Here is a 22,648-nt window from a genome sequence, read left to right on the forward strand (position 1 = left end):
CGAGATTCCGGATTCGACGCTGCGCATCGCTCCGGAATGACGCTTCGCGTCACTTCTTCACCAGCGGGCAGCGCGACTCCGACAGCGGCTGGAAGGCCTGGTCGCCCGGAACGGTTGCCACCAGCTTGTAGTCGTCCCAGCGGCCCTTCGATTCCGACGGCTTCTTGACCTCGAACAAATACATGTCGTGCACCATACGGCCGTCCTCGCGGATCTTGCCGTTCTTGGTGAACATGTCGTTGATCGGGGTCTCCTTCATCACCTTCATGACGGCGGCTGGATCGGTGGTGCCGGCGGCCTTCACCGCCTTGAGATAGTGCGTCACCGAGGAATAGACGCCGGCCTGTGCCGAAGTCGGCACCCGCTTGGTGCGTTCCATGAAGCGCTTCGTAAAGGCGCGGCTGTCGTCGTTGAGATCCCAGTAGAAGGCTTCCGCCAGCAACAGGCCCTGCGCGGTCTCGAGCCCGACGCTGTCGATGTCGGTGACGAAGGCCAACAGCGGCGACAGTTTCTGGCCGCTCTTGGTGAGGCCGAATTCCGCCGCCTGCTTGATCGCGTTGATGGTGTCGCCGCCGGCATTGGCAAGGCCAATCACCTTGGCCTTCGAGGCCTGCGCCTGCAGCAGGAAGGACGAGAAATCCGAGGTGTTGATCGGATGCCGCACGCTGCCGAGCACCTTGCCGCCCGACTTCACCACGACATTGCTGGTGTCCTTTTCCAGGTCCTGGCCGAACGCGTAGTCCGCGGTCAGGAAGAACCAGGTATCGAGACCGGATTTCACCGCGGCGAGGCCGGTCACATTGGCCTGCGCGAAGGTGTCGAACACGTAGTGCACGGTATAAGGGCCGCAGGCCTCGTTGGAGAGGCGGATCGAGCCTGGACCGTTGAACATGATGATCTTGTTGCGCGCCTTGGCGATCTCGCCGGCGGCGAGCGCGGTCGCGGAGGCCGCGACGTCGAAGATCATCTCGACGCCCTGGTTGTCGATCATGTCGCGGGCGATGTTGGCGGCAAGGTCGGCTTTGTTGAGATGGTCGCCGACCACGATCTCGACCTTGCGGCCGAGAACTTCACCGCCGAAATCCTCCACTGCCATCTTGGCGGCGGTTTCGCTGCCCGAACCGGTGATGTCGGCGTAGAGGCTCGACATATCGAGGATGCCGCCGAGCTTCAGCGGAGGCTTGTCCTGCGCCAGCGACGCATTCGCCGAGATCGCAAACGCACAGGCCAACACGCCGGCCAAAACTCGTCTCATTCCAATCCTCCCTTGCAGCGCGGACCCCGTTCCATCAGGTCCGTTTCGAGGGCCGGATCATGCCGCATGGCCTGCACTGCAGCAAGCCGCAGCGGCAGCAATCTGTTTTCCGCTAAGCGGAATGAAGCGCCGCGCCGGAGCTTCCGGCCGCGCTGCGATCAGAGATGAAAGTCGGGAACGGTCTGATGGGGCGTTCCCGCCGGCAGGCCGAGGAACAGGTACTGCATGCCATAATGTCCGGCGAATGCCGATGCCGCTGCATCCATGATGATGCGACCGCCCAGATCCAGATGCAATTCCGGGCGGGTGATGGCGCCGAGCGTGTAGGCCGGCACGATAGTCTCGTTGATGTGCAGGGCGTCGAAGACGGCGGACACCGCCGAAAGCGAAGCCGCATTGCCGGCCAGGTCGACGACATCGGCGCCATTGGCGGCGAAGCCGGTCACGGCCAGCGAGCCGGCCCGATCCGTCGATGACACGATGTGATCGAACACCAGCTTCGAGGAATCGCCGAGCAGCACCGTTGCCGCGGCGTCGTAGATTGCGGTGCCGCCATCATTCAGCGTCAGGCTTGGCGCGCCGCCATTGACGTGCACCGCCTCGTTGAAGCCGACCGTCAGTTGCACCAGTGAACCCGGCGCTGCGACGCCGCCGGAGGGCGTCGCCGTGATCCCGGTGAGATGGGGCGCCGTGGTGTCGAGGGTGAAGGTCAGGCTAGAGGATGCGCTGACATTGCCGGCGGCGTCGACCTCCTGCACCGTGACGGAGTGCATGCCGTCGGTCGTGAAGATCGGCACCGCCGTGGAGAAGGCCGAGGCACCGTCGGTCTTGTAGCGCAGCGTGTCGGCCGCATCGAACTTGGTGTAATCGATCAGCCCATTGCTGGTAATGTGGTCGGTGCTGGAGACGCCGGTGTCGCGGTGCAGCGCCAGCGTCGGCGCCGCTGGCGCCTTGGTGTCGCCGGTGAAGCTGACCACGTTGCTTGCTCCGCCGGCGTTGCCGGCGATGTCGGTGTAGCTCGCCCCTGCAACCGAAACATCGGCCGACAGATGGTCGGTGACATCGGCCGTGAAGGTCGCGGTGTAGATATCGTGGCCCGCGCCGTTGATGCCGACATGGACGAGGCTGCCCAGCAGTCCGCCATGGACGGTGACGTCGCCGAGTCCGAAACCTGCGACCGCCTCGGAGAAGGTGAACGTCATCAGCGCGGCGTCGCCGGCGTGCAGCAGAGTGTGATCGGCCGCCACCGATACCGTCGGCGGATGCGTGTCGCCGCCGATCGTCGCGGTATTGCTCGCCGCGCCGGCATTGCCTGATACGTCGGCATAGCTTGCGGCGGTGACCCGGATCGAGCCCGCCACGATGTCGTTGATATCGGGCGTGAAGATCGCGGTGTAGACGTCCTGGCCTGAACCATTGAGCCCGACATGGATCAGATTGCTGAGCAAACCACCGGCGACGTCCGTGTCGCCGAGCGCAAAGCCCGCGACCTCTTCGGAGAAGGTGAAAGTGACGGCCGAAGTCTGGCCGGAAAGCACCGTGCTCGGGCTCACCGCAACCGACACCGTCGGGGCCCTGGTATCGCCGGTGAAATTGATGGCGTTGCTTGCCGCACCGCTATTGCCGGCGACGTCGGTGTAACCAGACGCGGTGACTTGCACCGAGCCCGCTTCAGTGTTGCTTTCATCCGGCGTGAAAATTGCCGTGTAGACGTCCTCGCCCGATGCGTTGACGCCGACATGGACCAGATTGCCCAACGCCCCGCCATGCACCGTGACGTCACCGAGCGCGAAGCTCGCAATTTGTTCGGAGAACGTGAACGTCACCAGCGCGGTTTGGCCCGCCAGCAGCGCGTTGCGGTCAGCCGCGATCGACACCGTCGGCGCCAGCGTATCACCACCGATCGCCGCGGTGTTGCTCGCGGCACCGGCATTGCCGGCCACATCGGCATAGCTCAACGCGTTGACCTTCACCGAGCCGGTCTCGGTGTCGCTGACATCGGGCGTGAACGTCGCGGTGTAGACGTCCTGCCCAGCGCCATTGAGCCCGACATGCACGAGATTGCTCAGCGCGCCGCCATGGACGGAGATGTCGCCGAGGGCGAAGCCCGAGACGGCTTCCGAGAAGGTGAAGGTCGCGACCGAGAGGTCGCCGGCCAGCACCGTGTCGGGATTGAGCGTGACGGAGACCGTCGGCGCCAGCGTGTCGCCGGTGAAGTTGATGGCGTTGCTGGCGGCGCCGGCGTTGCCGGCCGTATCGCTATAGCTCGATGCGTTGACCTGCACCGAGCCAGCCTCGGCATTGGTGACGTCGGGCGTGAAGGTCGCGGTGTAGATGTCCTGCCCGGCGCCGTTGACGCCGACATGGACAAGGCTGCCCAGCGCGCCGCCGCTGACGCCGACATCGCCGAGCGCAAAGCCCGCGACGGCCTCGGAGAAGGTGAAGGTCACGACCGCGGTCTGGCCGGCGAGCAGCGTCCCATGGTCAGCCGAAACCGACACGGTCGGCGCCCTGGTGTCGCCGGTGAAGCTGATCGTGTTGCTCGACGCGCCGGAACTGCCGGCCGTATCGCTATAGCTCGATGCGTTGACCTGCACCGAACCCGCCTCGGTGTTGGTCACATCGGGCGTGAAGGTCGCGGTGTAGACGTCATGGCCGGCGCCATCGATGCCGACATGGGTGAGATTGCCCAGCGTACCGCCCTGGACGGCGACATCACCCAATCCAAAGCCGCTGACGGCCTCGGAGAAGGTGAAGGTGACGAGCGCGCTATCGCCGGCAGTCAGCGTGGTGTGATCGACGGAGACCGCCACCGTCGGCGCCTTGGTATCGCCGCTGAAGGTGATCGCATTGCTTGCCGCGCCGGCGTTTCCGGCACTGTCGGTATAGCTTGACGCGTTGACCTGCACCGAGCCTGCCTCGGAATTGGTCACATCGGGTGTGAAGGTTGCCGTGTAGACGTCCTGGTGCGCGGCGTTGACGCCGACATGCACGAGGTTGCTCAGCGCGCCGCCGCTCACCGTCGTGTCCGTCAGCGCGAAGCCGCTGACCACCTCGGAGAAGGTGAAGGTGACGGTCGAGGTCTGACCGGCCAGCAGTGCGGTCGAGCTCGCCGCAACCGACACGGTCGGCGCGATCGCGTCGATCACGAGATGCAGATCGGTCGCCGCATGGGTCACGTCGGCGTCCTGGCCGCCGGGATCCCTGATCGTGCCGCCGTTGAGCGAGAGGCTCTGCACCTGCAAATCAGACGTGCTGTCGCCGTCCTGCACCGTGTAGCTGAACACCAGCGCCTGCGAGCCGCTGCCGCTGAGATAGGTCGCGGCCTTGCCGTCGTTGAGCAGCAGCTCGGGCGCGCCGGTTACGCTCACCGTGTTGCTGAAGGTGACCGTGATCGTGACGACCTTGCCAGCGTTCAGCGTCGTGAGATGATCGGTGGTGTCAGCCGTGACCGAGGCGATGCTCGCCTGTGACCGGATCTCGAGATGCGGCGAGGCCGAGCCGTCGGACGCCAGCATCAGCGAGGCGGCCGAGGCGCCAGCGCCAAAACTCAGGGTCAGCGATGCGAGCGTCGTGCCGCTACCGCTCTTCACCAGCAACACGCCGTTCGCATAGGACAGCGTCGCCGTGGCGTCATAGGCGATGTTGCCGAAGTCGATGGTGTCGCCGCCGGCAAAGCCGGTGATCGACGTGCTGAACGAGGCGCCGGAGAATGCCGCGGCATCGAGCACGAGTTTTTCGGTGCTGCCGTCGGTGAAGGCGATCGCGCCGGTCCCTGCCGCGCCGTTCGCCGCCAGCTCCAGGATCGAGCCCTTGATGACGGTACCGCCGGAAAAGGTGTTGTGCGCGGACAGCACCAGCCGGCCGCCGCCGGTCACCTCGACATCACCAGGCGTCGCGCCGTCGGAGATCACGCCGCTCTGGGTAACGGTCTCGCCAGCGGCGACGTTGAAGATCGGATCGCCCGCGACGGCGATGTTGCGGGTCTGCGTGAAGCCGTCGGTGAAGCTGATGCCGGTGCCGTCGCCCAACTTCAGCACGTTGGTGACCGCACCGAGATTGACGTTGGACGAGATCGATATCCTTGTGCCGGCGCCGCTGACCGTAGTGTTGCCGGTATAGGTATTGTTGCCGCCGAGGACGACGGTGCCGCCGCCGCTGATGGCCAGCCCGCCGACGCCAGCATCGGCGCCGGTGCCGCCATTGCCGCTCTGGTCCGCGATGTCGTTGGCGACCGTCAGCGTCTGGCCGCTGGCCGGCGTGAAGCTGAGAGTGTTGTTGCCCTGGATGAAGATGCCGGCGCCGAAGCCCGAGCCGCTGGCCTGGCCAATGCCATTGGTGCCGCCGGCGACGGCATTGAACCCGGAATCGTTGGAGAGCGAGCCGCCCTCGATGGTCAGCGAGCCGCCTTGCTGAACAAAGACAGCGCCGCCGGCTCCGAGACCGCCACCGCCGCCCGGCGCGCCGTTGCCATTGGTGCCGCCATTGCCGGCACCGAAGCCGCCGATACCTCCGATGCCGCCTCCGCCGCCGAAGCCACCATTGCCGTTGTAACCGCCACCGCCGCCGAAGCCACCGTCGCCGCCATCGCCGCCACCGCCACCGAAGCCGCCGTTGCCGCCGTCGGCCCCGTTTCCGCCGCCGACACCGCCCCCTGGCCCGTACGGTGCGCGGACGGCGCTGCCGATCCACCCAGCGGCGCCGCCGCCGCCGCCATTGGCGCCGCCTGATCCGCCATACCAGTAAAGCTCGGTCGCACCACCGATCGAGATCAGGTAACCGTCGCTCCCTTTGCCGCCCCCGGCCGCGTTGGGGATGATGCCGGGTGAACCGCTTCTAAAGAGATCGCTGTCCGCGCCCTGAGCGCCGAGGCCGATCCCCCCGCCGCCGCTGCTTCCGCCGCGTCCGCCCATCCCGCCGCCACCGCCGTAGCCGTAGCCGTACGCGATATTGCCAGTGCCGCCGGCACCGCCGTTGCCGCCGATCGCGGCGCTGTTGTGGAAGGTGACATTGTCGATGGTGGCGCTGCCGTTCGACGAGACGAACAGCGCACCGCCGAGCCCGGCGCCGCCGCCGCCACCACCGCGAACGACCCCGCCGCCGGCAGCCACCGTGTTCTGGATGGTCAGGTTCTCGAGGTTTACGTTACCGGCATAGACGAAGAAGCCGCGCTGGGCGTTGAGGCCATCGATCGTGAAGCTGCCGCCGTGACCGTCGCTGCCGTTGATGGTGACGCTCGACCCGCTGAGCAGATTGAGCGCGTACAGCTCCGACGTCAGACTGAAACTGGCGGTGATGTTGATCGTGTAGTTGGCATTCGACGCGGCGTTCTGTCCGCCGGAATCCATCTGCAGAATGGCGGCGTTGAGCTCGGCGACGTTGGAGACGTTGAAGACGCGGGTCGAGACGACCTGCACGATCGTCCCGCCGCTCGCATCCTGCGAGAGCTGAAAACTGGTCCCGGCGCCGACGCCGGCAAGGGTCAGCGTATCGGTCGTGGTGCCGTTCGAGATCGAGAGCGTGTTGCCGGACAGGCTGACCGTGTTGAGCGACGGATTCTGGGTGTTGTACTGCAACCCGGTCAGGTCGATGAACTGGCCGGGATTGAAGTTCGCGATCGTGTTGGCGAACGCATTGCCGCTCAGCGCAGCGTTGTCGATCTTCAGCGTGCCGGCAATGCCTGAGGTAAACGAGATGTTGCCGGTTCCGGCGGCGCCGGCCGCGGTGAGCCACACCGTGCCCGAATAGATCGTCGTGCTGCCGTAGGTATTTGCGGCATGGCCAAGCATGAGCGTACCGCCGCCATCGACGCCGAGATTGCCGCTGCCGGTGACGAGGGCGGTGTCGGACACGGTCTTGCCGTTCGCGATCGACAGGATCGAATTGCCGCTGACCGAGAGCGTGTCGTCGAAAGTGCCGCTCGACGTCAGCGACAGATGCGCGCTGCTCAGACCAAACGTCCCGGTCAGCCCGGCGAGCTGACCCATCCCGAGCTGCAACGTGCCGGCGCCGGACAGTGTGAAGGTGCCGGAGCCGCTGATCGAGCCGGTGTCGGCGATCGTGCCGGACGATATATCGAAGATGCCGCCATTGGCGGTGAGCTGAATATCGTGCGTGAAAGTGTAGCCGCCGGTCGTGGTCAGCGTGCCGCCGTTGAGGATCAGTGCACCGGCCGAACCGCCGATGTTGTTGTCGGCCGTGATCGAGAGAGTGTTGCCGGAATCGATCTGCGTGCCGCCGACATAGCTGCTCGCACCCGTCAACGTCAGCGTACCGCCGCCGGAGACGACCAGCCTGCCGGTCGTACCGCTGCCGCTGATGCCCCGCTCATCGGCGATGCTGTCGCCGATCGTGAGCGTGGTGACGGTCTGCAGGCCCTGGGAGAAGGTGGGCACGGTGTGCGTCGGCGTGACGATCATCGTGCCCTGGATGAAGATGTCGCCATAGGCGGAGCCGTTGCCCGCACCATTGGCGCCGGTGCCGCCGGTCTCGGTGGCATCCATCAAGGTGCCGCCGATGACGGTCAGCGTGCCGCCTTGCTGAACGAAGATGTCGCCGCCGGCGCCAAGGCCGCCGCCACCGCCGCCGGCGAGCGAGCCGCTGCCCGCGCCGAAGCCGCCGGTGCCGGGCGTGCCGTTCGAACCGCCGCCTCCGCCACCGAAACCGCCATTGCCGCCGGTGTGCGCGTATCCGCTGCCGTTGCCGGAGCCGCCGCCACCGCCGGCGAAACCACCATCGCCGCCGCTATAGATGCCGCCGCCGCCGCCACCACCAACGCCGCCCGCGCCGCCGAAGCCAGCTCCGGGAGCGCCGGCTACCGAGTTAGCGCCGCCGATGCCGCCGCCGCCGCCACCGACACCGCCGCCACCACCGCCGCCACTCGCGCCACCGCCGGCATGCGCGCCGTAGCCGCTGCCGCCGTAATTGTCGGCGCCCTGTCCGCCGCCCGCCGCACCTTCGATCGTCGCCGGTGTGCCGCCCGCGTTCTGCGCCCCGGTCGAGGGATGCTGGCTGTCGGAGCCCGCCTCGCTGTAACCGCTGCCGCCATTGCCGTGGTAGCCGTAATAGTCCTGGCCACCGAAGCCGCCGCCACCACCGCCGCCACCATTGCCGCTGCCGCCGTCGGCACCGATGCCGCCACCACCGCCGCCGCCGCCGGCCGGATCGACCACGCCGCCATCGCCGCCCTTGGCGGTGTTGTTGCCGAAATTGACATTGTTCAGCGTGACGTTGGCGTTCTGTCCGACGAACAAGCCACCACCGAGGCCCGCGCCGCCGCCACCGCCGCCGACCCCGCCATTGCCGCCGCTTGCAACCGCATTGATGATGGTGAGGTTCTTGAACGTCACCGTGCCGGAGGTGACCACGAAGCCTTGATAACCGCGCGCGTCGATGACGTCGCTGTAGTCCTGGCCGCCGAGCTGATTGTTGTAGTCGGAGTTGCCGTCGAAGGTGAGCGTGGAGCCGCTCATCAGGTTGATGGCCGGCAGATCGTCCAGCAATTGCAGCGTGCGCGCACCGGACGAGAGCGAGAAGTGGATCACGTAATCGGTGTTGGCAGCAGCGAGCCCGCCGCCGACGCTGATCGCCGAAATCGCGTTGTAGAGCAGAAGATAATCGCTGAGCGGATCGCTGGTCGACAGCGTGAGAACGACTGGGTTCGACACAAGAACCTCGGCAATATGAGTGAGCGACCGCAATCGGTCGCCTTTCAAAAAATTGCCGAATAGTTATCTTGCGCTGCAAGTCATTGGCAACAATAACAAATTCTCATTCCGCGCACGGAGTTGAGATGATGAATGGGTAAGGTTGACGCGTGTGAGGGCCGCTCGATGCACGATCGGACGGCAATTTTCGTCACGACAAGGGGCGCTGAAGACGAGTTCGTCGCGCGACAGGCACGGATTGATGTGAAACACCAATTTCGCCTGTGCACGCGATGAGAAGCGCCGCAGAAAATTGACCACCGAATCAACGATGGCATCCCTCGATGCGATCTCGCTTCGCTTGTGGTGGCCCCGAAGCGATCTTTCCGTCAGACTGTCCTTGTTGGCGACCACGCTCCGAGCGGAGCGCGCCGAAGTGACGAGTGCCGCATGACGCCTCCACGCGATCGAGCATGGCGTCGCCGTCCGTGGGCGGTGATGATGACGGTATGCGTCCTCGCGATCGGCGCGAGCATCGGACGCGCCGAAGCGACTGGCTGCAATTTCGAGATTCAGGGCGAGGGTCGCGTCGCCGCCATCGTCGATGCGCGCAGCCTGCGGCTGGACGACGGCCGTGAGGTCAAGCTCGCCGGTATCGAGGTGGCCGACAAGGCGAAGGCTATCGCCGCACTGACGGCGCTGCTGGTCGGCCGCGAGGTGACGCTGCGCGGACAGGACGACACGCCGGACCGCTATGGCCGACAGCCGGCCTACGCATTCCTCGAAGGCAGTGAGAAGCCCGTGCAAAGCGAGCTGCTGCGCCAGGGCCTCGCGCTGGTGTCATCCGAGACCCCGGACCAGGACTGCGCCACCGCGCTGATGGCGGCCGAGGCCGAGGCAAGGGCCGCCCGATCGGGAACCTGGGCCGGCTCCACGGTCATAAAAAACGCCGAAAGTCCGGACGATATTTTGGCCGGGATCGGGCGCTTTACCGTGGTCGAGGGCAAGGTTTTGTCCGTGCGTCAGGCCGGGGCGACGACCTACCTGAATTTCGGCCGAAACTGGACACGGGACTTTGCTGTGACTATTTCAAGGCGCATAGTCCCTGCGTTCGAGGCGGCGGGGCTTGCGCCCAAGTCTCTGGAAAATCGTAAGATTCGTGTACGAGGCTGGGTGGAAGCACGACGTGGGCCGCGAATCGAACTGCTCCGGGTGGGGCAGCTTGAAGTGCTCGGCGGGAACTAGGGGCCCAAGGGACTCAAGAAACCCAGGGGCCCTGCCCCGGTCTTTTTACGGGACAATTTGTGAGTTTTTGACGTGATTGAGCGCGCAGGACGGCGTGAAGAGGGGACTGGCCGCCGCCTTTCGGCTGCGCCGGCGCTCGTTTGCGCCGCCCTGACGCTGTCGGCCTGCGGCAATGTCGGCCGGTTCGAGCAGGCCACGCCCACGGCAGCGGTGGCGCCGGTAAAGCCGAACCGCGTGGTGCAGCAGACGCCCACGAGCGAACGCGAGCATGAGCGCATCCTGTCGTCCTATGGCGGCGCCTATGACGACCCGAAGCTGGAGGCCCTGATCAGCAAGACCGTCGAGCGCCTGGTCGCTGCCTCCGAACGGCCCGACCAGGCCTACAAGGTCACGATCCTCAATTCCGGCGCGGTCAACGCCTTCGCGCTGCCGACCGGCCAGCTCTATGTCACGCGCGGCCTGATTGCGCTCGCCAGCGACACCTCCGAGCTGTCCTCGGTGCTGAGCCACGAGATGGCGCATGTGCTGGCCAAGCACGCGGCGATGCGCGAGGACCAGGCCCGCCAGGCGGCGGTGGTGACGCGCGTCGTCACCGACATGAGCACCGATCCCGATCTCACCGCGCTGGCGCTCGCCAAGACCAAGCTGACGATGGCGAGCTTCTCGCGCCAGCAGGAGTTCGAGGCCGACGGCATCGGCGTCGGGATCGCCGCTCGCGCGCATTTCGATCCCTACGGCGCGGCGCGCTTCCTGACCGCGATGGAGCGCAATGCCGCGCTCAAGATCGGCAAGACCGCGCTCGATCCGCGGGCGCAGGACTTCACCTCGTCGCATCCGGCGACGCCCGAGCGCATCAACAATGCGCAGACCACCGCACGGCAATACTCATCGCCCGAGAGCAACGAACGCGACCGCGAGACCTATCTCGCCGCGATCGACAACATCGTCTATGGCGAAGATCCCAGCGAAGGCTTCGTGCGCGGCCGCCGCTTCCTGCATCCCAAGCTCGGCTTCACCTTCACCGCGCCCGACAACTTCACGCTCGACAACACCGCGCAGGCGGTGATCGGCGTGCGCGAGGGCGGCAGCCAGGCGATGCGCTTCGACGTGGTGCGGGTGCCGGCCGAGCAGTCGCTCGGCGATTACCTGAATTCGGGCTGGATGGAAGGCGTCGAGAAGTCATCGACCGAGGACCTCAACATCAACGGCTTTCCGGCGGCGTCGGCCACCGCGCATGGCGACCAGTGGCAGTTCAAGGTCTATGCGCTGCGCTTCGGCAGCGACGTCTACCGCTTCATCTTCGCCGCCAAGCAGAAGTCCACCGAGAGCGAGCGTAACGCGCGCGAGACCGTCAACTCGTTCCGCCGCCTGACGCTCGACGAGATCCAGGCCGCGCGGCCGCTGCGCATCAAGGTCATCAACGTGCAGCCCGGCGACACCGTGGAATCGCTGTCGCACCGCATGTCCGGCGTCGACCACCCGTCCGAGCGCTTCCGCGTGCTCAACGGCCTCGACGCCCATGCCCAGGTGAAGCCGCGCGACCGCGTCAAGATCGTGGTGGATTGAGGCTGCAAGGCGTCGTGCTCGCGCCTCACCACCGCTGTCGTCCCGGCGAAAGCCGGGACCCATAACCATAGGGTTGTGTTGTTCGAGCGCGCCGTGGCCCGAGCTTCTTCCAATAATGAATGACGGTGGTTATGGGTCCCGGCCTTCGCCGGGACGACAGGCTACATTCTACTTCGCCTTCTCCTTGAGGAAGGCAATGATGTCGGCGCGATCCTTCGGATCCTGAACCTCGTAGAACATCTTGGTGCCCGGAACCATCGTGTCCGGACCAGTGAGCCATTTGTCGAGATTTTCCTCGGTCCACACGATCTTCGAATTCTTCAGCGCCGGCGAGTAGTCGTAGCCTGCGACGGAGCCGGCGAGGCGGCCGACGACACCCTTGTGCATCGGGCCGACGTCGTTCTTGTCGATCGAGTGGCAATCGCCGCAGCCCTGGTACAGCGTGGCGCCGCGCGCCGCATCTCCCGCGGCACGGGCGCTGTTCAGGGCGAGCAGAATCGCGATGGCCGCCATCGCGGCAATTTTGGCTTGCTGCGGCGCCAGCACGCCTGCGATCGAACGAATGGTCATTCCCGGAGGTCTCCTGTTTGCCACCACAACAGGAGCAGGCATGCCGCGATTCTATTCCTTGGAATGCCGCGCGCTCGCGCCGCCGACGACTGACGAAGAATTTTGAGCCAACCGGGAATTTCCCGGCGCGCCGCCGATCTCTATCGAAAGCTGCCACCTCCGCAGCGGCGCCGGGCTATTGGAGCATCCCCAGTGTTTCAGAATCGGTTCGGCGCCGTCGCTCGACTTGCCGAACTCGGGTGCGTGCTTGCTGCGCTCACACTCGCAGCAGCCACCGCCGCGCGCGCGGACGGCTGTCCCAAGCCGAGCGACGAAATCGCGACCGACCGGCCCGACGTCACCAATTCGAGTATCGTCGTGCCGGTCGGGAGCCTGCAGAACGAAAACGGCATCAACCTGACCGGCCGCAGCAGTGGCCGCAGCATCGACGGCAGCAATAGCCGCTGGCGGCTCGGAATCGCGCCCTGCCTCGAGGTGCTGATCGACCTGCCGAACTATGTCGGCACTGTGAATTCGCCCGGCACCTCGGGCTTTTCCGACGTCGCGCCGGGGATCAAATGGCAGATCAGTCCCGTGCCGGGGAAGCTCGACCTCTCGATCACGGCCGGCGTCGCGCTGCCGACGGGCGCTGCCGAAATCGCCGGTCGCGGCGCGCAGCCCTACATCCAATTGCCATGGTCATGGGAGCTGCATGACGGCTGGGGCGTCAGCGGCATGTTCACGGAATTCTTCCGCCCCGCCGAACTGACCGGCCGGCACGTGTCGGAAGCGACCTTCGTGATCGAGAAGAAGCTGACCGAGCGGATCAGCGTGTTCACCGAATATGTCGGCGACTATCCCGACGGCGCGCGGCCGACCCAGTTCATCAACTCCGGCGGCCTGTACCAGATCACCCCGACCCAGCAGGTCGACTTCCATGTCGCGTTCGGACTCAACCGCAACTCGCCGAACTACATCGTCGGCCTGGGGTATTCGTTCCGCGTCGACGGGCTGTTTCGCTGAGGATGGAGATGGGTATCGGGCACCATCCGCGAGGCCTATCCAGCTCCCCTTGAAAAGGGGAGGTCGCTTTGCTCACCAGAGCAAAGCGGGTGGGGATCTTGTCTCCACACACGCCAGCGCGTGCGGCAGACCCCCATCCCGACCTTCCCCCTTTCAGGGGGAAGGAGAAGAGTTCAGCCCTCGGCTTCGCGCAATCCGCTCAGCCACAGCGCCAGCAGCGTCCATACCGCGCCCGACAACAGGTAGGCGCCGGCCGAGATCAGGCCGAAATGCGTCGCCAGCAGCAGCGCCGCGAGCGGCGCAAAGCCGGCACCAAACAGCCAGGCGAAATCCGAGGTCAGCGCCGAGGCCGTGTAGCGATAGCTCCGCGCGAAGCTCGAGGCGATCGCGCCCGACGACTGGCCGAACGACAGGCCGAGCAGCACGAAGCCAAGCACCATGTACACCGTTTCGCCAAACGCCCCGGCATCGAGCAGCTGCGGGGCAAAGCCGCTATAGACCGCGATCGCGACCGCAGACCCGAGCAGCAGCGGCTTGCGCCCGACGCGGTCGGCGATCATGCCGGAGGCGATGATAGCGACGACGCCGACCATGGCGCCGATCATCTCGATGATCAGGAAGCGCACCGGGCTTTCTTTGGTGAACAGGAACACCCAGGACAGCGGGAACACCGTGACCATGTGGAACAGCGCAAAGCTCGCCAGCGGCGCGAAGGCGCCGAGCAGGATGTTGCGACCCTCCTGCGCGACGGTCTCGCCGACCCGCGCCGGCTCGAGATCGCGGCTTTCGAACAGCTCGGAATATTCATTCGTCGCCACCATGCGCAGCCGCGCGAACAGCGCCACCACGTTGATCGCGAAGGCGACGAAGAACGGATAGCGCCAGCCCCAGTCGAAGAAATCATCCGCCGAGAGGTTGCCGGCGAAGAAGGCGAACAGCGCGCTGGCCACGATCAGCCCGAGCGGCGCGCCGAGCTGCGGCACCATCGCGTACCAGCCGCGGCGATGCGCCGGCGAATTCATCGCCAGCAGCGAGGCAAGGCCGTCCCAGGCGCCGCCCCAGGCGATGCCCTGCAGCACGCGCGCGGCGGCCAACAGCCAGATTGCCGCGACGCCGATCGTGTCGTAGCCGGGCAGGAAGGCGAGCGCGACCGTGGCGGTGCCGAGCAGGAACAGCGCGATGACGAGCTTGGCGCCCTTGCCGTGGCGGCGGTCGACCGCCATGAAGATCACGGTGCCGAGCGGCCGCGCGGCGAACGCCAGCGCGAAGATGCCGAATGAGTAGAGCGTGCCGGTCAGCTCATTGACGAACGGGAACACCAGCTTCGGGAACACGATGACCGAGGCGATCGCATAGACGAAGAAGTCGAAGAATTCCGACGTGCGTCCGATGATGACACCGATGGCGATTTCACCGGGTTTCGCCTGCCCGTGACCTGATGCGGTCGGGGTGCCGTGAGCCATTGCTGGGGCCTGTGCCATCGCCGGAGAACTGTCCTTTGGAGCATGACCAACCGGTTTTCCGAATAGACCGTGCTCGAACAAGAAGTGAGGCCACGAGCAGATTGCCACGCGGTCCACCTCACCTTCTGATCCTCCATCCCGCGGTGCAACATTGGACAAATTGTCCAATGTGAACTTTGCTGCATCGCAGCTACCCCTTGGCGGAACTCATAAAATTCAAGTGGGGTGAGCCGTGCGCGCCTTGAAATTATTGGCCTTATTGCCGTTCGCGGCGCTCCTTGGCGGGTGCGATTTCGTCGTCCTGGCCCCTGCCGGCGACATCGCCGCCCAGCAGCGCGACCTCGTCGTCATCTCGACCGTGCTGATGCTCATCATCGTGCTTCCGGTGATGGCGCTGACCGTGTTCTTCGCCTGGCGCTACCGCCAGTCCAACACCGCGGCCCCCTATGAGCCGGAGTGGGATCATTCCACCCAGCTCGAGCTCGTGATCTGGTCGGCGCCGCTGCTGATCATCATCTGCCTCGGCGCGCTGACCTGGATGGGCACGCATCTGCTCGATCCCTACCGCTCACTCGGTCGCATCGCTGCCGACAAGCCGATCGAGAGCAAGGACGCCCCGCTCAATGTCGAGGTGGTCGCGCTCGACTGGAAATGGCTGTTCATCTACCCGGACTACGGCGTCGCCGCCGTGAACGAGCTCGCAGCTCCGGTCGACCGCCCGATCCGCTTCCGCATCACGGCGTCCTCCGTGATGAACTCGTTCTATGTCCCCGCGCTCGCCGGCCAGATCTACGCCATGCCCGGCATGGAGACCAAGCTGCACGCGGTCGCCAACAAGGAAGGCACCTATCGCGGCTTCTCCGCCAATTACAGCGGCGCCGGCTTCTCCGGCATGCATTTCGAGTTCAAGAGCCTGTCTGGCGCCGATTTCGACAAGTGGATCGGCACCGCCAAGACCAGCGCCAACATGCTCGGCCGCACCGACTATCTGCAGCTCGAGCGTCCGAGCCAGAACGATCCGGTGCGGCTCTATCGCTCGGTCGACCGCGATCTCTACAAGGCGGTCCTCAACATGTGCGTCGAGCCCGGCAAGATGTGCATGAGCGAGATGATGGCGATCGACGCCAAGGGCGGCCTCGGCCGTGAGGGCTTCAACAACACGCTGCCGCTGACCTACGACAAATACGCCCGCCGCGGCGCGCCGCTCGGCTCTGAGCCGACCTTCGTCGCCGGCATCTGCTCGATGGACGAGATCAAGGACGCGCCGTCGCACGAGGTCAATGCGCCGCTCGACCTGACGCCGCTGCGCGGCTTCGGGCTGAAGCGCCCGCCGTTCTCGCCCGCGCATCCCTCGTCGACATCCTTGCTGCTCGGTCAGCGTCCGAAATCAGAGTCCTGAGGAGGACCGCATGAATCCCGATCTCGTCAAGATGATCTTCGGCCGCCTCAATCTGGAGGCGCTGCCGATCCACGAGCCGATCCTGGTCGGTACCTTCGCGGTGGTGGCAACCGGCGGCCTCGCGCTGTTTGCGATCGTCACCTATTTCCGGCTCTGGACCTATCTGTGGCGCGAGTGGTTCACCACCGTGGACCACAAGCGCATCGGCATCATGTACATGATCCTCGGCATCGTGATGTTGCTGCGCGGCTTCGCGGACGCGCTGATGATGCGGCTGCAGCAGGCGATCGCCTTTGGCGGCTCCGACGGTTATCTGCCGGCCCATCACTACGACCAGATATTCACCGCGCACGGCGTGATCATGATCTTCTTCGTGGCGATGCCGCTGGTCACCGGCCTGATGAACTATGTGGTGCCGCTGCAGATCGGTGCCCGCGACGTCTCCTTCCCGTTCCTCAACAATTTCAGCTTCTGGATGACGGTCGGCGGCGCCGTGCTGGTGATGATGTCGCTGTTCGTCGGCGAATTTGCCCGCACCGGCTGGCTCGCCTACCCGCCGCTGTCGAACATCGGCTACAGTCCCGATGTCGGCGTCGACTATTACATATGGGGACTACAGGTCGCCGGCGTCGGCACGACGCTATCGGGCATCAACCTGATCTGCACCATCGTCAAGCTGCGCGCGCCGGGCATGACGATGATGAAGATGCCGGTGTTCACCTGGACCTCGCTCTGCACCAACGTCCTGATCGTCGCCTCCTTCCCGGTGCTGACGGCGGTGCTGGCGCTGCTGTCGCTCGACCGCTACGTCGGCACCAACTTCTTCACGAACGACTTCGGCGGCAACCCGATGATGTACGTGAACCTGATCTGGATCTGGGGCCACCCCGAGGTCTACATCCTGGTGCTGCCGGCGTTCGGCATCTTCTCCGAGGTGACCGCGACGTTCTCCGGAAAGCGGCTGTTCGGCTACACCTCGATGGTCTACGCCACGGTCGTCATCACCATCCTGTCCTACCTGGTCTGGCTGCATCACTTCTTCACGATGGGCTCCGGCGCCAGCGTGAACTCGTTCTTCGGCATCACCACCATGATCATCTCGATCCCGACGGGCGCGAAGATGTTCAACTGGCTGTTCACGATGTATCGCGGCCGCATCCGCTTCGAGCTGCCGATGATGTGGACGGTGGCGTTCATGCTGACCTTCGTGATCGGCGGCATGACCGGCGTGCTGCTGGCGGTGCCGCCGGCCGACTTCGTGCTGCATAACAGCCTGTTCCTGATCGCGCATTTCCACAACGTGATCATCGGCGGCGTGCTGTTCGGCCTGTTCGCCGGCATCAATTACTGGTTCCCGAAGGCGTTCGGCTTCAGGCTCGATCCGTTCTGGGGCAAGCTGTCGTTCTGGTTCTGGGTCTCGGGCTTCTACTTCGCCTTCATGCCGCTCTACGTGCTCGGCCTGATGGGCGTGACCCGAAGACTCCGCGTGTTCGACGATCCGTCCTTGCAGATCTGGTTCATCATCGCGGGCTTCGGCGCGTTCCTGATCCTGCTCGGCATCGTCGCGATGCTGGTGCAGTTCGCGGTCAGCATTCTGCGCCGCGAGCAGCTGAAGGACACCACCGGCGATCCCTGGAACGCACGCACGCTGGAATGGGCGACCTCCTCGCCGCCGCCGGACTACAACTTCGCCTTCACGCCCGTGGTCTACGACAACGACGCCTGGTGGGACATGAAGCGCCGCGGCTACAGGCGCCCGCTCACCGGCTTCAAGCCGATCCACATGCCGTCCAACACCGGCACCGGCATCATCCTCGCGGGCTTCGCGACGGTAATGGGGTTCGGCCTGATCTGGTACATCTGGTGGCTCGCCGCCGTCAGCTTCGTTGCGCTGCTCGCGGTCGCGATCGGCCACACCTTCAATTATCACCGCGACTTCCACATCCCGACGGATGAGGTGGTGCGGACTGAAGACGCGCGGACACGCGTGCTTGCCGCGGGAGCCCAGACATGAGCGTTGCAATCATAACCACACAGGACTCCGAGCCGGTCTTCCACGTCATCGACGAGCATGATCATCCGGAAGGCGCCAGCACCATGCTGGGCTTCTGGATCTACCTGATGAGCGATTGCCTCATCTTCGCGATGCTGTTTGCGACCTATGGCGTGCTCGGCGGAAACTATGCCGCTGGCCCATCGCCGAAGGACCTGTTCGACCTCAAGCTGGTCGCGCTTAACACCACGATGCTGCTGCTCTCCTCGATCACCTATGGCTTCGCCATGCTGACGATGGAGAAATCGAAGATCGGCGCGACCCAAGCCTGGCTCGCCATCACCGGGCTGTTCGGCCTCGCCTTCCTCGGCATCGAGCTCACCGAGTTCGCGCATATGATCCATGAGGGCGCGACGCCGCAGCGCAGCGCCTTCCTGTCGTCGTTCTTCACGCTGGTCGGCACCCACGGCCTGCACGTCACCTTCGGCCTCCTCTGGCTGGTGACGCTGATGGTGCAGACCGCGCGCTTCGGCCTCACCGAAGCCAACCGGCGCCGTCTGATGTGCCTCTCGATGTTCTGGCACTTCCTCGACGTGGTCTGGATCGGTGTCTTCACCTTCGTCTATCTCCTGGGAATGCTGCGATGACAAAAGAAGCTCACGCTATCGAATCCAACGCCGGCGGGCACGGCCACGCCGCTCACGGCGGGGCATCCCATGGCTCGCTGCAGAGTTATCTGATCGGCTTCGGTCTCTCCGTCGTCCTCACCGCGGTGCCGTTCTGGCTGGTGATGACCGGCGCGATCGCCGACAAGCAGGTCACCGCATTGATTGTGCTGGTGCTGGCTGCGGTGCAGATCGTCGTGCACATGGTGTACTTCCTGCACATGAACACCCGGTCCGAGAACGGCTGGACCATGATGGCGATGATCTTCACCGTGATCATGGTGGTGATCGGGCTGACAGGCTCGCTGTGGGTCATGCATCACCTCAACGTCAACATGATGCCGCTGCACGACATGAGCCAGATGCCGTGACGATGCGGTCTGCCAGGCCCTCGCTTGTGCTGCTCACGCTCGGCATGCTGGGCGTGGTGCTGCTGGGCGCGCTCGGTATCTGGCAGGTCGAGCGCCGGACCTGGAAGCTGGCGTTGATCGAGCGGGTCGAGCAGCGCATGCATGCGGCGCCGGTCGCGCCGCCGCCCCCATCATCATGGCCTGATGTCACGGCCGCGAGCGATGAATACCGCCGCGTCACCGTACGCGGCACGTTCCTCAACGCCGATGAAACGCTGGTGCAGGCCGTCACGGCCGAGGGCCCCGGCTTCTGGGTGCTGACCCCGCTGCAAGCCGCCGACGGAACCACCGTGCTGGTCAACCGCGGCTTTGTTCCCGCCGATAAACGCGATCCCGCGACACGGCGCGATGGCGAGCCGCAGGGCGCCGTCAGCGTCACCGGACTGCTGCGGATGTCGGAGCCGAAGGGCGGCTTCCTGCGCAGCAACGATGCTTCGGCCGGCCGCTGGTATTCCCGCGACGTCGCCGCGATCGCCGCCGCGCACGGATTATCGCATGTAGCCCCCTTTTTCATCGATGCCGACGCGACGCCAAATCCGGGCGGCGCCCCGGTCGGCGGGCTCACGATCGTGCGGTTTCCGAACAACCATCTGATTTACGCGCTGACATGGTTCGCGCTGACCCTTATGCTGGCGGGCGCGCTCCTGCGCGTCATCAGCGGCAGGGGCCGCGCCGGCGCCTCCGATCCAAGGTGGGACTCACGGCGCGCCGCCGTGCGCCGCCTGATCGGCGCAGCCCGCAATCTGTCTCGCGACACAGGCCCAGATGCTCGAGCGCACATCGGATCTGCATGACGACAAGGCCGCGACCGGCGCAGCGGTGATGCCGTCCGCCGCGGGCGCGGCTGCCGGCATGCCGTTCGATCTCGCTGCGCCCGCGGACATCGCGACCAATCGCAAGAACATGGCCCTCCTGGTCCAGCTGCGCTGGATCGCCGTGATCGGCCAGATCGCCACCATCGGCTTCGTGCAGTTCTGGATGGGCGTCGCGCTGCCGCTGCTGCCCCTGGCGGCCGTGATCTCCGGGCTGGTGGCACTCAATGTCGTCAGTCTGCTGTGGCTGCGCTACCGCGCCGACATCAACAACCGCGAGCTGCTGGTCGCGCTGGCGCTCGACGTCGCGGCGCTGACCGCCCTGCTCTATCTCAGCGGCGGCGCCACCAACCCGTTCACCTCGCTCTATCTGCTGCAGGTGACGCTTGGCGCGGTGCTGCTCGATGCGCCCTCGACCTGGTCGCTGGTGGCGCTGGTCTGCATGAACTTCGCCTGGCTGACCGGCTATTACCGGCCGCTGGAGCTGCCGCAGCAAGGGTTCGCCGATGCCTTCAACCTCTATATCGCCGGCACCTTCATCGGCCTCGTGCTCGACGCCGTGCTGCTCGTGGTGTTCATGACCCGGATCAACCGCAATCTGCGCGATCGCGACCTGCGCCTCGCGGCGCTGCGCCAGCACGCCGCCGAGCAGGACCACATCGTCCGGATCGGCCTCCTGGCCTCCGGCGCCGCGCATGAGCTCGGCACGCCGCTCGCCTCGCTCTCGGTCATCCTGGGCGACTGGCGCCGGATGCCCGCGCTCGCATCCGATCCCGAGCTGTCGCAAGACCTCGGCGAAATGGAGATTTCGGTGCAGCGCTGCAAGTCGATCGTCACAGGCATCCTGCTGTCGGCGGGCGAAGCCCGCGGCGAAGGCTCCTCGCCGACCACGGTCGCGGCGTTCCTGACGGCATTGGTGGAGGAATGGCGGACGACGCGGCCGTCGGCCACGCTGTATTTCCGCAACGCCTTCGGCGCTGATCTCGCGATCGTGTCCGACATCGCGCTCAAGCAGGCGATTTTCAACGTGCTCGACAACGCCGCCGAGGTCTCGCGCGACTGGATCGAGCTGACCGCCGAGCGCAATGCCGACACGCTGGTGCTGTCGGTGACCGATCGCGGCCCGGGCTTCTCGCGCGAGATGCTGGCGCATATCGGCAAGCCGTATCAATCGACCAAGGGTAGCCCCGGCAGCGGCCTCGGCCTGTTCCTGGTGGTCAACGTGGTGCGCAAGCTGGGCGGCGTGGTGACGGCGCGCAACCGGCCGGACATCGGCGCCGCGGTCAAGCTCGAGCTGCCGCTCTCGACGCTTGCGATCGGAGACCATCTTGACGGATGAACGCCAGCTCCTGATCGTCGAGGACGACGCCGGTTTCGCCCGCACGCTGAAGCGCTCGTTCGAGCGCCGCGGCTATGATGTGGCGGTGTCGGCCTCGCTGGACGAGGTCCGCCAGCTGCTCGAGCAGCAATCGCCCGGCTATGCGGTGGTCGACCTGAAGCTCGCCGGCGGCGCGTCGGGACTTGCCTGCGTCGAAGCGCTGCACGCGCATGACCCTGAGATGCTGATCGTCGTGCTGACCGGCTTCGCCAGCATCGCGACCGCGGTCGAGGCGATCAAGCTCGGCGCCTGCCACTACCTTGCAAAACCGTCCAACACCGACGACATCGAGGCCGCGTTCCAGAAGGCCGCCGGCAACGCCGCCATCGAGGTCGGCGCGCGGCCGACCTCGATCAAGACGCTGGAATGGGAGCGCATCCATCAGACCCTGATGGAGACAGACTTCAACATCTCGGAAGCCGCCCGCCGCCTCGGCATGCACCGCCGGACATTGGCGCGCAAGCTCGAGAAGCAGCGGGTGAAGTAGCACAGGCTAGCGTAGCCCAGATGGAGGTACGTAGCCCGGATGGAGCGAAGCGCAATCCGGGATCGAACCATCCGCGATCAAGCGCCCCCGGATTTCGCTGCGCTTCATCCAGGCTACGGATCCGCCACGCCGTTGCCGTTCGGTTCGCCGCGGATGTATAGCAGCGGCATGAGCAGTGCCGACAACCTCTTCCAGCCCAGCACGGATGACGCCGGCGACGCGGCCATGATCGCGGCGGCGATCCGCTGCATCGACGAATTCACCGACCGCTTCAACGCCCGCGATCTCGCCGGCATGGATGTGTTGCTGCACTTCCCGCACGTCATCCTCTCCGGCGAGCAGCTCGTGATCTGGGACGGCCCGGGCCAGCTGCCGGCGTCGTTCTTCGAGGATCTGACGCGCACCACGGGATGGGCGAAGAGCACCTATCAGCGCAAGGAGCCGGTGCTGGTCAGTCCGCGCAAGGTGCATCTGTTGGTCGAGTATACGCGCGACCGCGCCGACGGGTCGGTTGCCAGCCGTCACCGCAATTTGTGGATCGTGACGTCCGAGAACGGCCGCTGGGGCATCAAGCAGCGCTCGTATTGAGCACATGGCGCGGCAGCATCAACGGCTTCGCCGAGGGTTACCGCCGAGCCAGGAAGACCCCCAGCAAGAATGCGACGGCAAGTGATTGAAGCGGAGCCGCATTGGTCAATTCAGCCAAGTGATGCAGCCACCGATCTTGCGGCAAAGGTTCGCATGCACCATGCCCAGC

At 65.5% G+C, this 22,648-nt stretch carries 15 protein-coding genes; 11 read left to right on the forward strand and 4 right to left on the reverse strand.

Annotation, left to right across the window (positions count from 1 at the left end; translation table 11 throughout):
* Positions 1-49 precede the first annotated feature (49 nt).
* Entirely contained in the window at positions 50-1,255 is a 1,206-nt protein-coding gene (locus ACVWY5_RS36815; RefSeq protein WP_028336216.1) for an ABC transporter substrate-binding protein, read from the reverse strand.
* Between the two features lie 158 nt (positions 1,256-1,413).
* Positions 1,414-8,922 carry an Ig-like domain-containing protein gene (locus tag ACVWY5_RS36820; RefSeq protein ID WP_028352134.1) on the reverse strand — a complete coding sequence of 2,503 codons (7,509 nt, stop codon included), beginning with the start codon at positions 8,920-8,922 and terminating at the stop codon, positions 1,414-1,416.
* Positions 8,923-9,399: 477 nt separating this feature from the next.
* Between ACVWY5_RS36820 and ACVWY5_RS36825 the strand changes: the two genes are divergently transcribed.
* Together ACVWY5_RS36825 and ACVWY5_RS36830 are read left to right on the forward strand one after the other, a co-directional pair.
* Positions 9,400-10,146 carry a thermonuclease family protein gene (locus tag ACVWY5_RS36825; RefSeq protein WP_028336214.1) on the forward strand — a complete coding sequence of 249 codons (747 nt, stop codon included), beginning with the start codon at positions 9,400-9,402 and terminating at the stop codon, positions 10,144-10,146.
* A 72-nt stretch (positions 10,147-10,218) separates the two neighbouring features.
* Positions 10,219-11,712, forward strand: a complete 1,494-nt coding sequence (locus tag ACVWY5_RS36830) for a M48 family metalloprotease (RefSeq protein ID WP_028336213.1) — start codon at positions 10,219-10,221, stop codon at positions 11,710-11,712.
* 168 nt (positions 11,713-11,880) lie between these two features.
* Here ACVWY5_RS36830 and ACVWY5_RS36835 read toward each other — a convergent pair whose 3' ends face one another.
* Complete coding sequence (locus ACVWY5_RS36835) at positions 11,881-12,282, reverse strand: c-type cytochrome (RefSeq protein WP_050387732.1); 402 nt, start codon at positions 12,280-12,282, stop codon at positions 11,881-11,883.
* Between the two features lie 192 nt (positions 12,283-12,474).
* Here ACVWY5_RS36835 and ACVWY5_RS36840 point away from each other — a divergent pair, with 192 nt between their 5' ends.
* Positions 12,475-13,284: a transporter gene (locus ACVWY5_RS36840; RefSeq protein ID WP_028336211.1), complete on the forward strand. Its 810-nt coding sequence runs from the start codon at positions 12,475-12,477 to the stop codon at positions 13,282-13,284.
* Between the two features lie 173 nt (positions 13,285-13,457).
* On the opposite strand, the gene ACVWY5_RS36845 is transcribed toward ACVWY5_RS36840, so the two are convergent.
* Entirely contained in the window at positions 13,458-14,747 is a 1,290-nt protein-coding gene (locus ACVWY5_RS36845; protein WP_028336210.1) for an MFS transporter, read from the reverse strand.
* 232 nt (positions 14,748-14,979) lie between these two features.
* Here ACVWY5_RS36845 and cyoA point away from each other — a divergent pair, with 232 nt between their 5' ends.
* From cyoA to ACVWY5_RS36885, 8 genes are all read left to right on the forward strand, one after another.
* Positions 14,980-16,146 carry a ubiquinol oxidase subunit II gene (gene cyoA / locus ACVWY5_RS36850; protein WP_028336209.1) on the forward strand — a complete coding sequence of 389 codons (1,167 nt, stop codon included), beginning with the start codon at positions 14,980-14,982 and terminating at the stop codon, positions 16,144-16,146.
* Between the two features lie 10 nt (positions 16,147-16,156).
* On the forward strand, positions 16,157-18,160 hold the full coding sequence (gene cyoB / locus ACVWY5_RS36855) for a cytochrome o ubiquinol oxidase subunit I (protein WP_028336208.1): 2,004 nt from the start codon (positions 16,157-16,159) through the stop codon (positions 18,158-18,160).
* The gene (gene cyoC, locus ACVWY5_RS36860; RefSeq protein WP_028336207.1) at positions 18,157-18,786 is read left to right on the forward strand and encodes a cytochrome o ubiquinol oxidase subunit III; all 630 of its coding nucleotides are present in this window, start codon (positions 18,157-18,159) and stop codon (positions 18,784-18,786) included. The genes cyoB and cyoC overlap by 4 nt, the downstream gene beginning before the upstream one ends.
* Complete coding sequence (gene cyoD / locus ACVWY5_RS36865; RefSeq protein ID WP_028336206.1) at positions 18,783-19,175, forward strand: cytochrome o ubiquinol oxidase subunit IV; 393 nt, start codon at positions 18,783-18,785, stop codon at positions 19,173-19,175. The genes cyoC and cyoD overlap by 4 nt, the downstream gene beginning before the upstream one ends.
* A gap of 2 nt (positions 19,176-19,177) precedes the next feature.
* The gene (locus tag ACVWY5_RS36870; protein ID WP_321176825.1) at positions 19,178-20,008 is read left to right on the forward strand and encodes an SURF1 family protein; all 831 of its coding nucleotides are present in this window, start codon (positions 19,178-19,180) and stop codon (positions 20,006-20,008) included.
* Positions 19,980-21,365, forward strand: a complete 1,386-nt coding sequence (locus tag ACVWY5_RS36875; RefSeq protein ID WP_028336204.1) for an ATP-binding protein — start codon at positions 19,980-19,982, stop codon at positions 21,363-21,365. The genes ACVWY5_RS36870 and ACVWY5_RS36875 overlap by 29 nt, the downstream gene beginning before the upstream one ends.
* The gene (locus ACVWY5_RS36880) at positions 21,355-21,891 is read left to right on the forward strand and encodes a response regulator transcription factor (protein ID WP_028336203.1); all 537 of its coding nucleotides are present in this window, start codon (positions 21,355-21,357) and stop codon (positions 21,889-21,891) included. Before ACVWY5_RS36875 ends, ACVWY5_RS36880 begins: the two co-directional genes overlap by 11 nt.
* Before the next feature lie 168 nt (positions 21,892-22,059).
* On the forward strand, positions 22,060-22,479 hold the full coding sequence (locus ACVWY5_RS36885; protein ID WP_321176821.1) for a hypothetical protein: 420 nt from the start codon (positions 22,060-22,062) through the stop codon (positions 22,477-22,479).
* Positions 22,480-22,648: the final 169 nt, after the last annotated feature.

It is taken from the genome of Bradyrhizobium sp. USDA 3256 (genome assembly GCF_054058275.1).

What these genes read in the sequence shown, in the direction of transcription:
- ACVWY5_RS36870 (WP_321176825.1), top strand. Translation starts at nt 19,178, where the DNA reads ATGCGGTCTGCCAGGCCCTCGCTTGTGCTGCTCACGCTCGGCATGCTG.
- ACVWY5_RS36815 (WP_028336216.1), bottom strand. Translation starts at nt 1,255, where the DNA reads ATGAGACGAGTTTTGGCCGGCGTGTTGGCCTGTGCGTTTGCGATCTCG.
- cyoD (WP_028336206.1), top strand. Translation starts at nt 18,783, where the DNA reads ATGACAAAAGAAGCTCACGCTATCGAATCCAACGCCGGCGGGCACGGC.
- ACVWY5_RS36875 (WP_028336204.1), top strand. Translation starts at nt 19,980, where the DNA reads ATGCTCGAGCGCACATCGGATCTGCATGACGACAAGGCCGCGACCGGC.
- ACVWY5_RS36885 (WP_321176821.1), top strand. Translation starts at nt 22,060, where the DNA reads ATGAGCAGTGCCGACAACCTCTTCCAGCCCAGCACGGATGACGCCGGC.
- cyoC (WP_028336207.1), top strand. Translation starts at nt 18,157, where the DNA reads ATGAGCGTTGCAATCATAACCACACAGGACTCCGAGCCGGTCTTCCAC.
- ACVWY5_RS36845 (WP_028336210.1), bottom strand. Translation starts at nt 14,747, where the DNA reads ATGGCTCACGGCACCCCGACCGCATCAGGTCACGGGCAGGCGAAACCC.
- ACVWY5_RS36835 (WP_050387732.1), bottom strand. Translation starts at nt 12,282, where the DNA reads ATGACCATTCGTTCGATCGCAGGCGTGCTGGCGCCGCAGCAAGCCAAA.
- cyoB (WP_028336208.1), top strand. Translation starts at nt 16,157, where the DNA reads ATGAATCCCGATCTCGTCAAGATGATCTTCGGCCGCCTCAATCTGGAG.
- ACVWY5_RS36825 (WP_028336214.1), top strand. Translation starts at nt 9,400, where the DNA reads ATGATGACGGTATGCGTCCTCGCGATCGGCGCGAGCATCGGACGCGCC.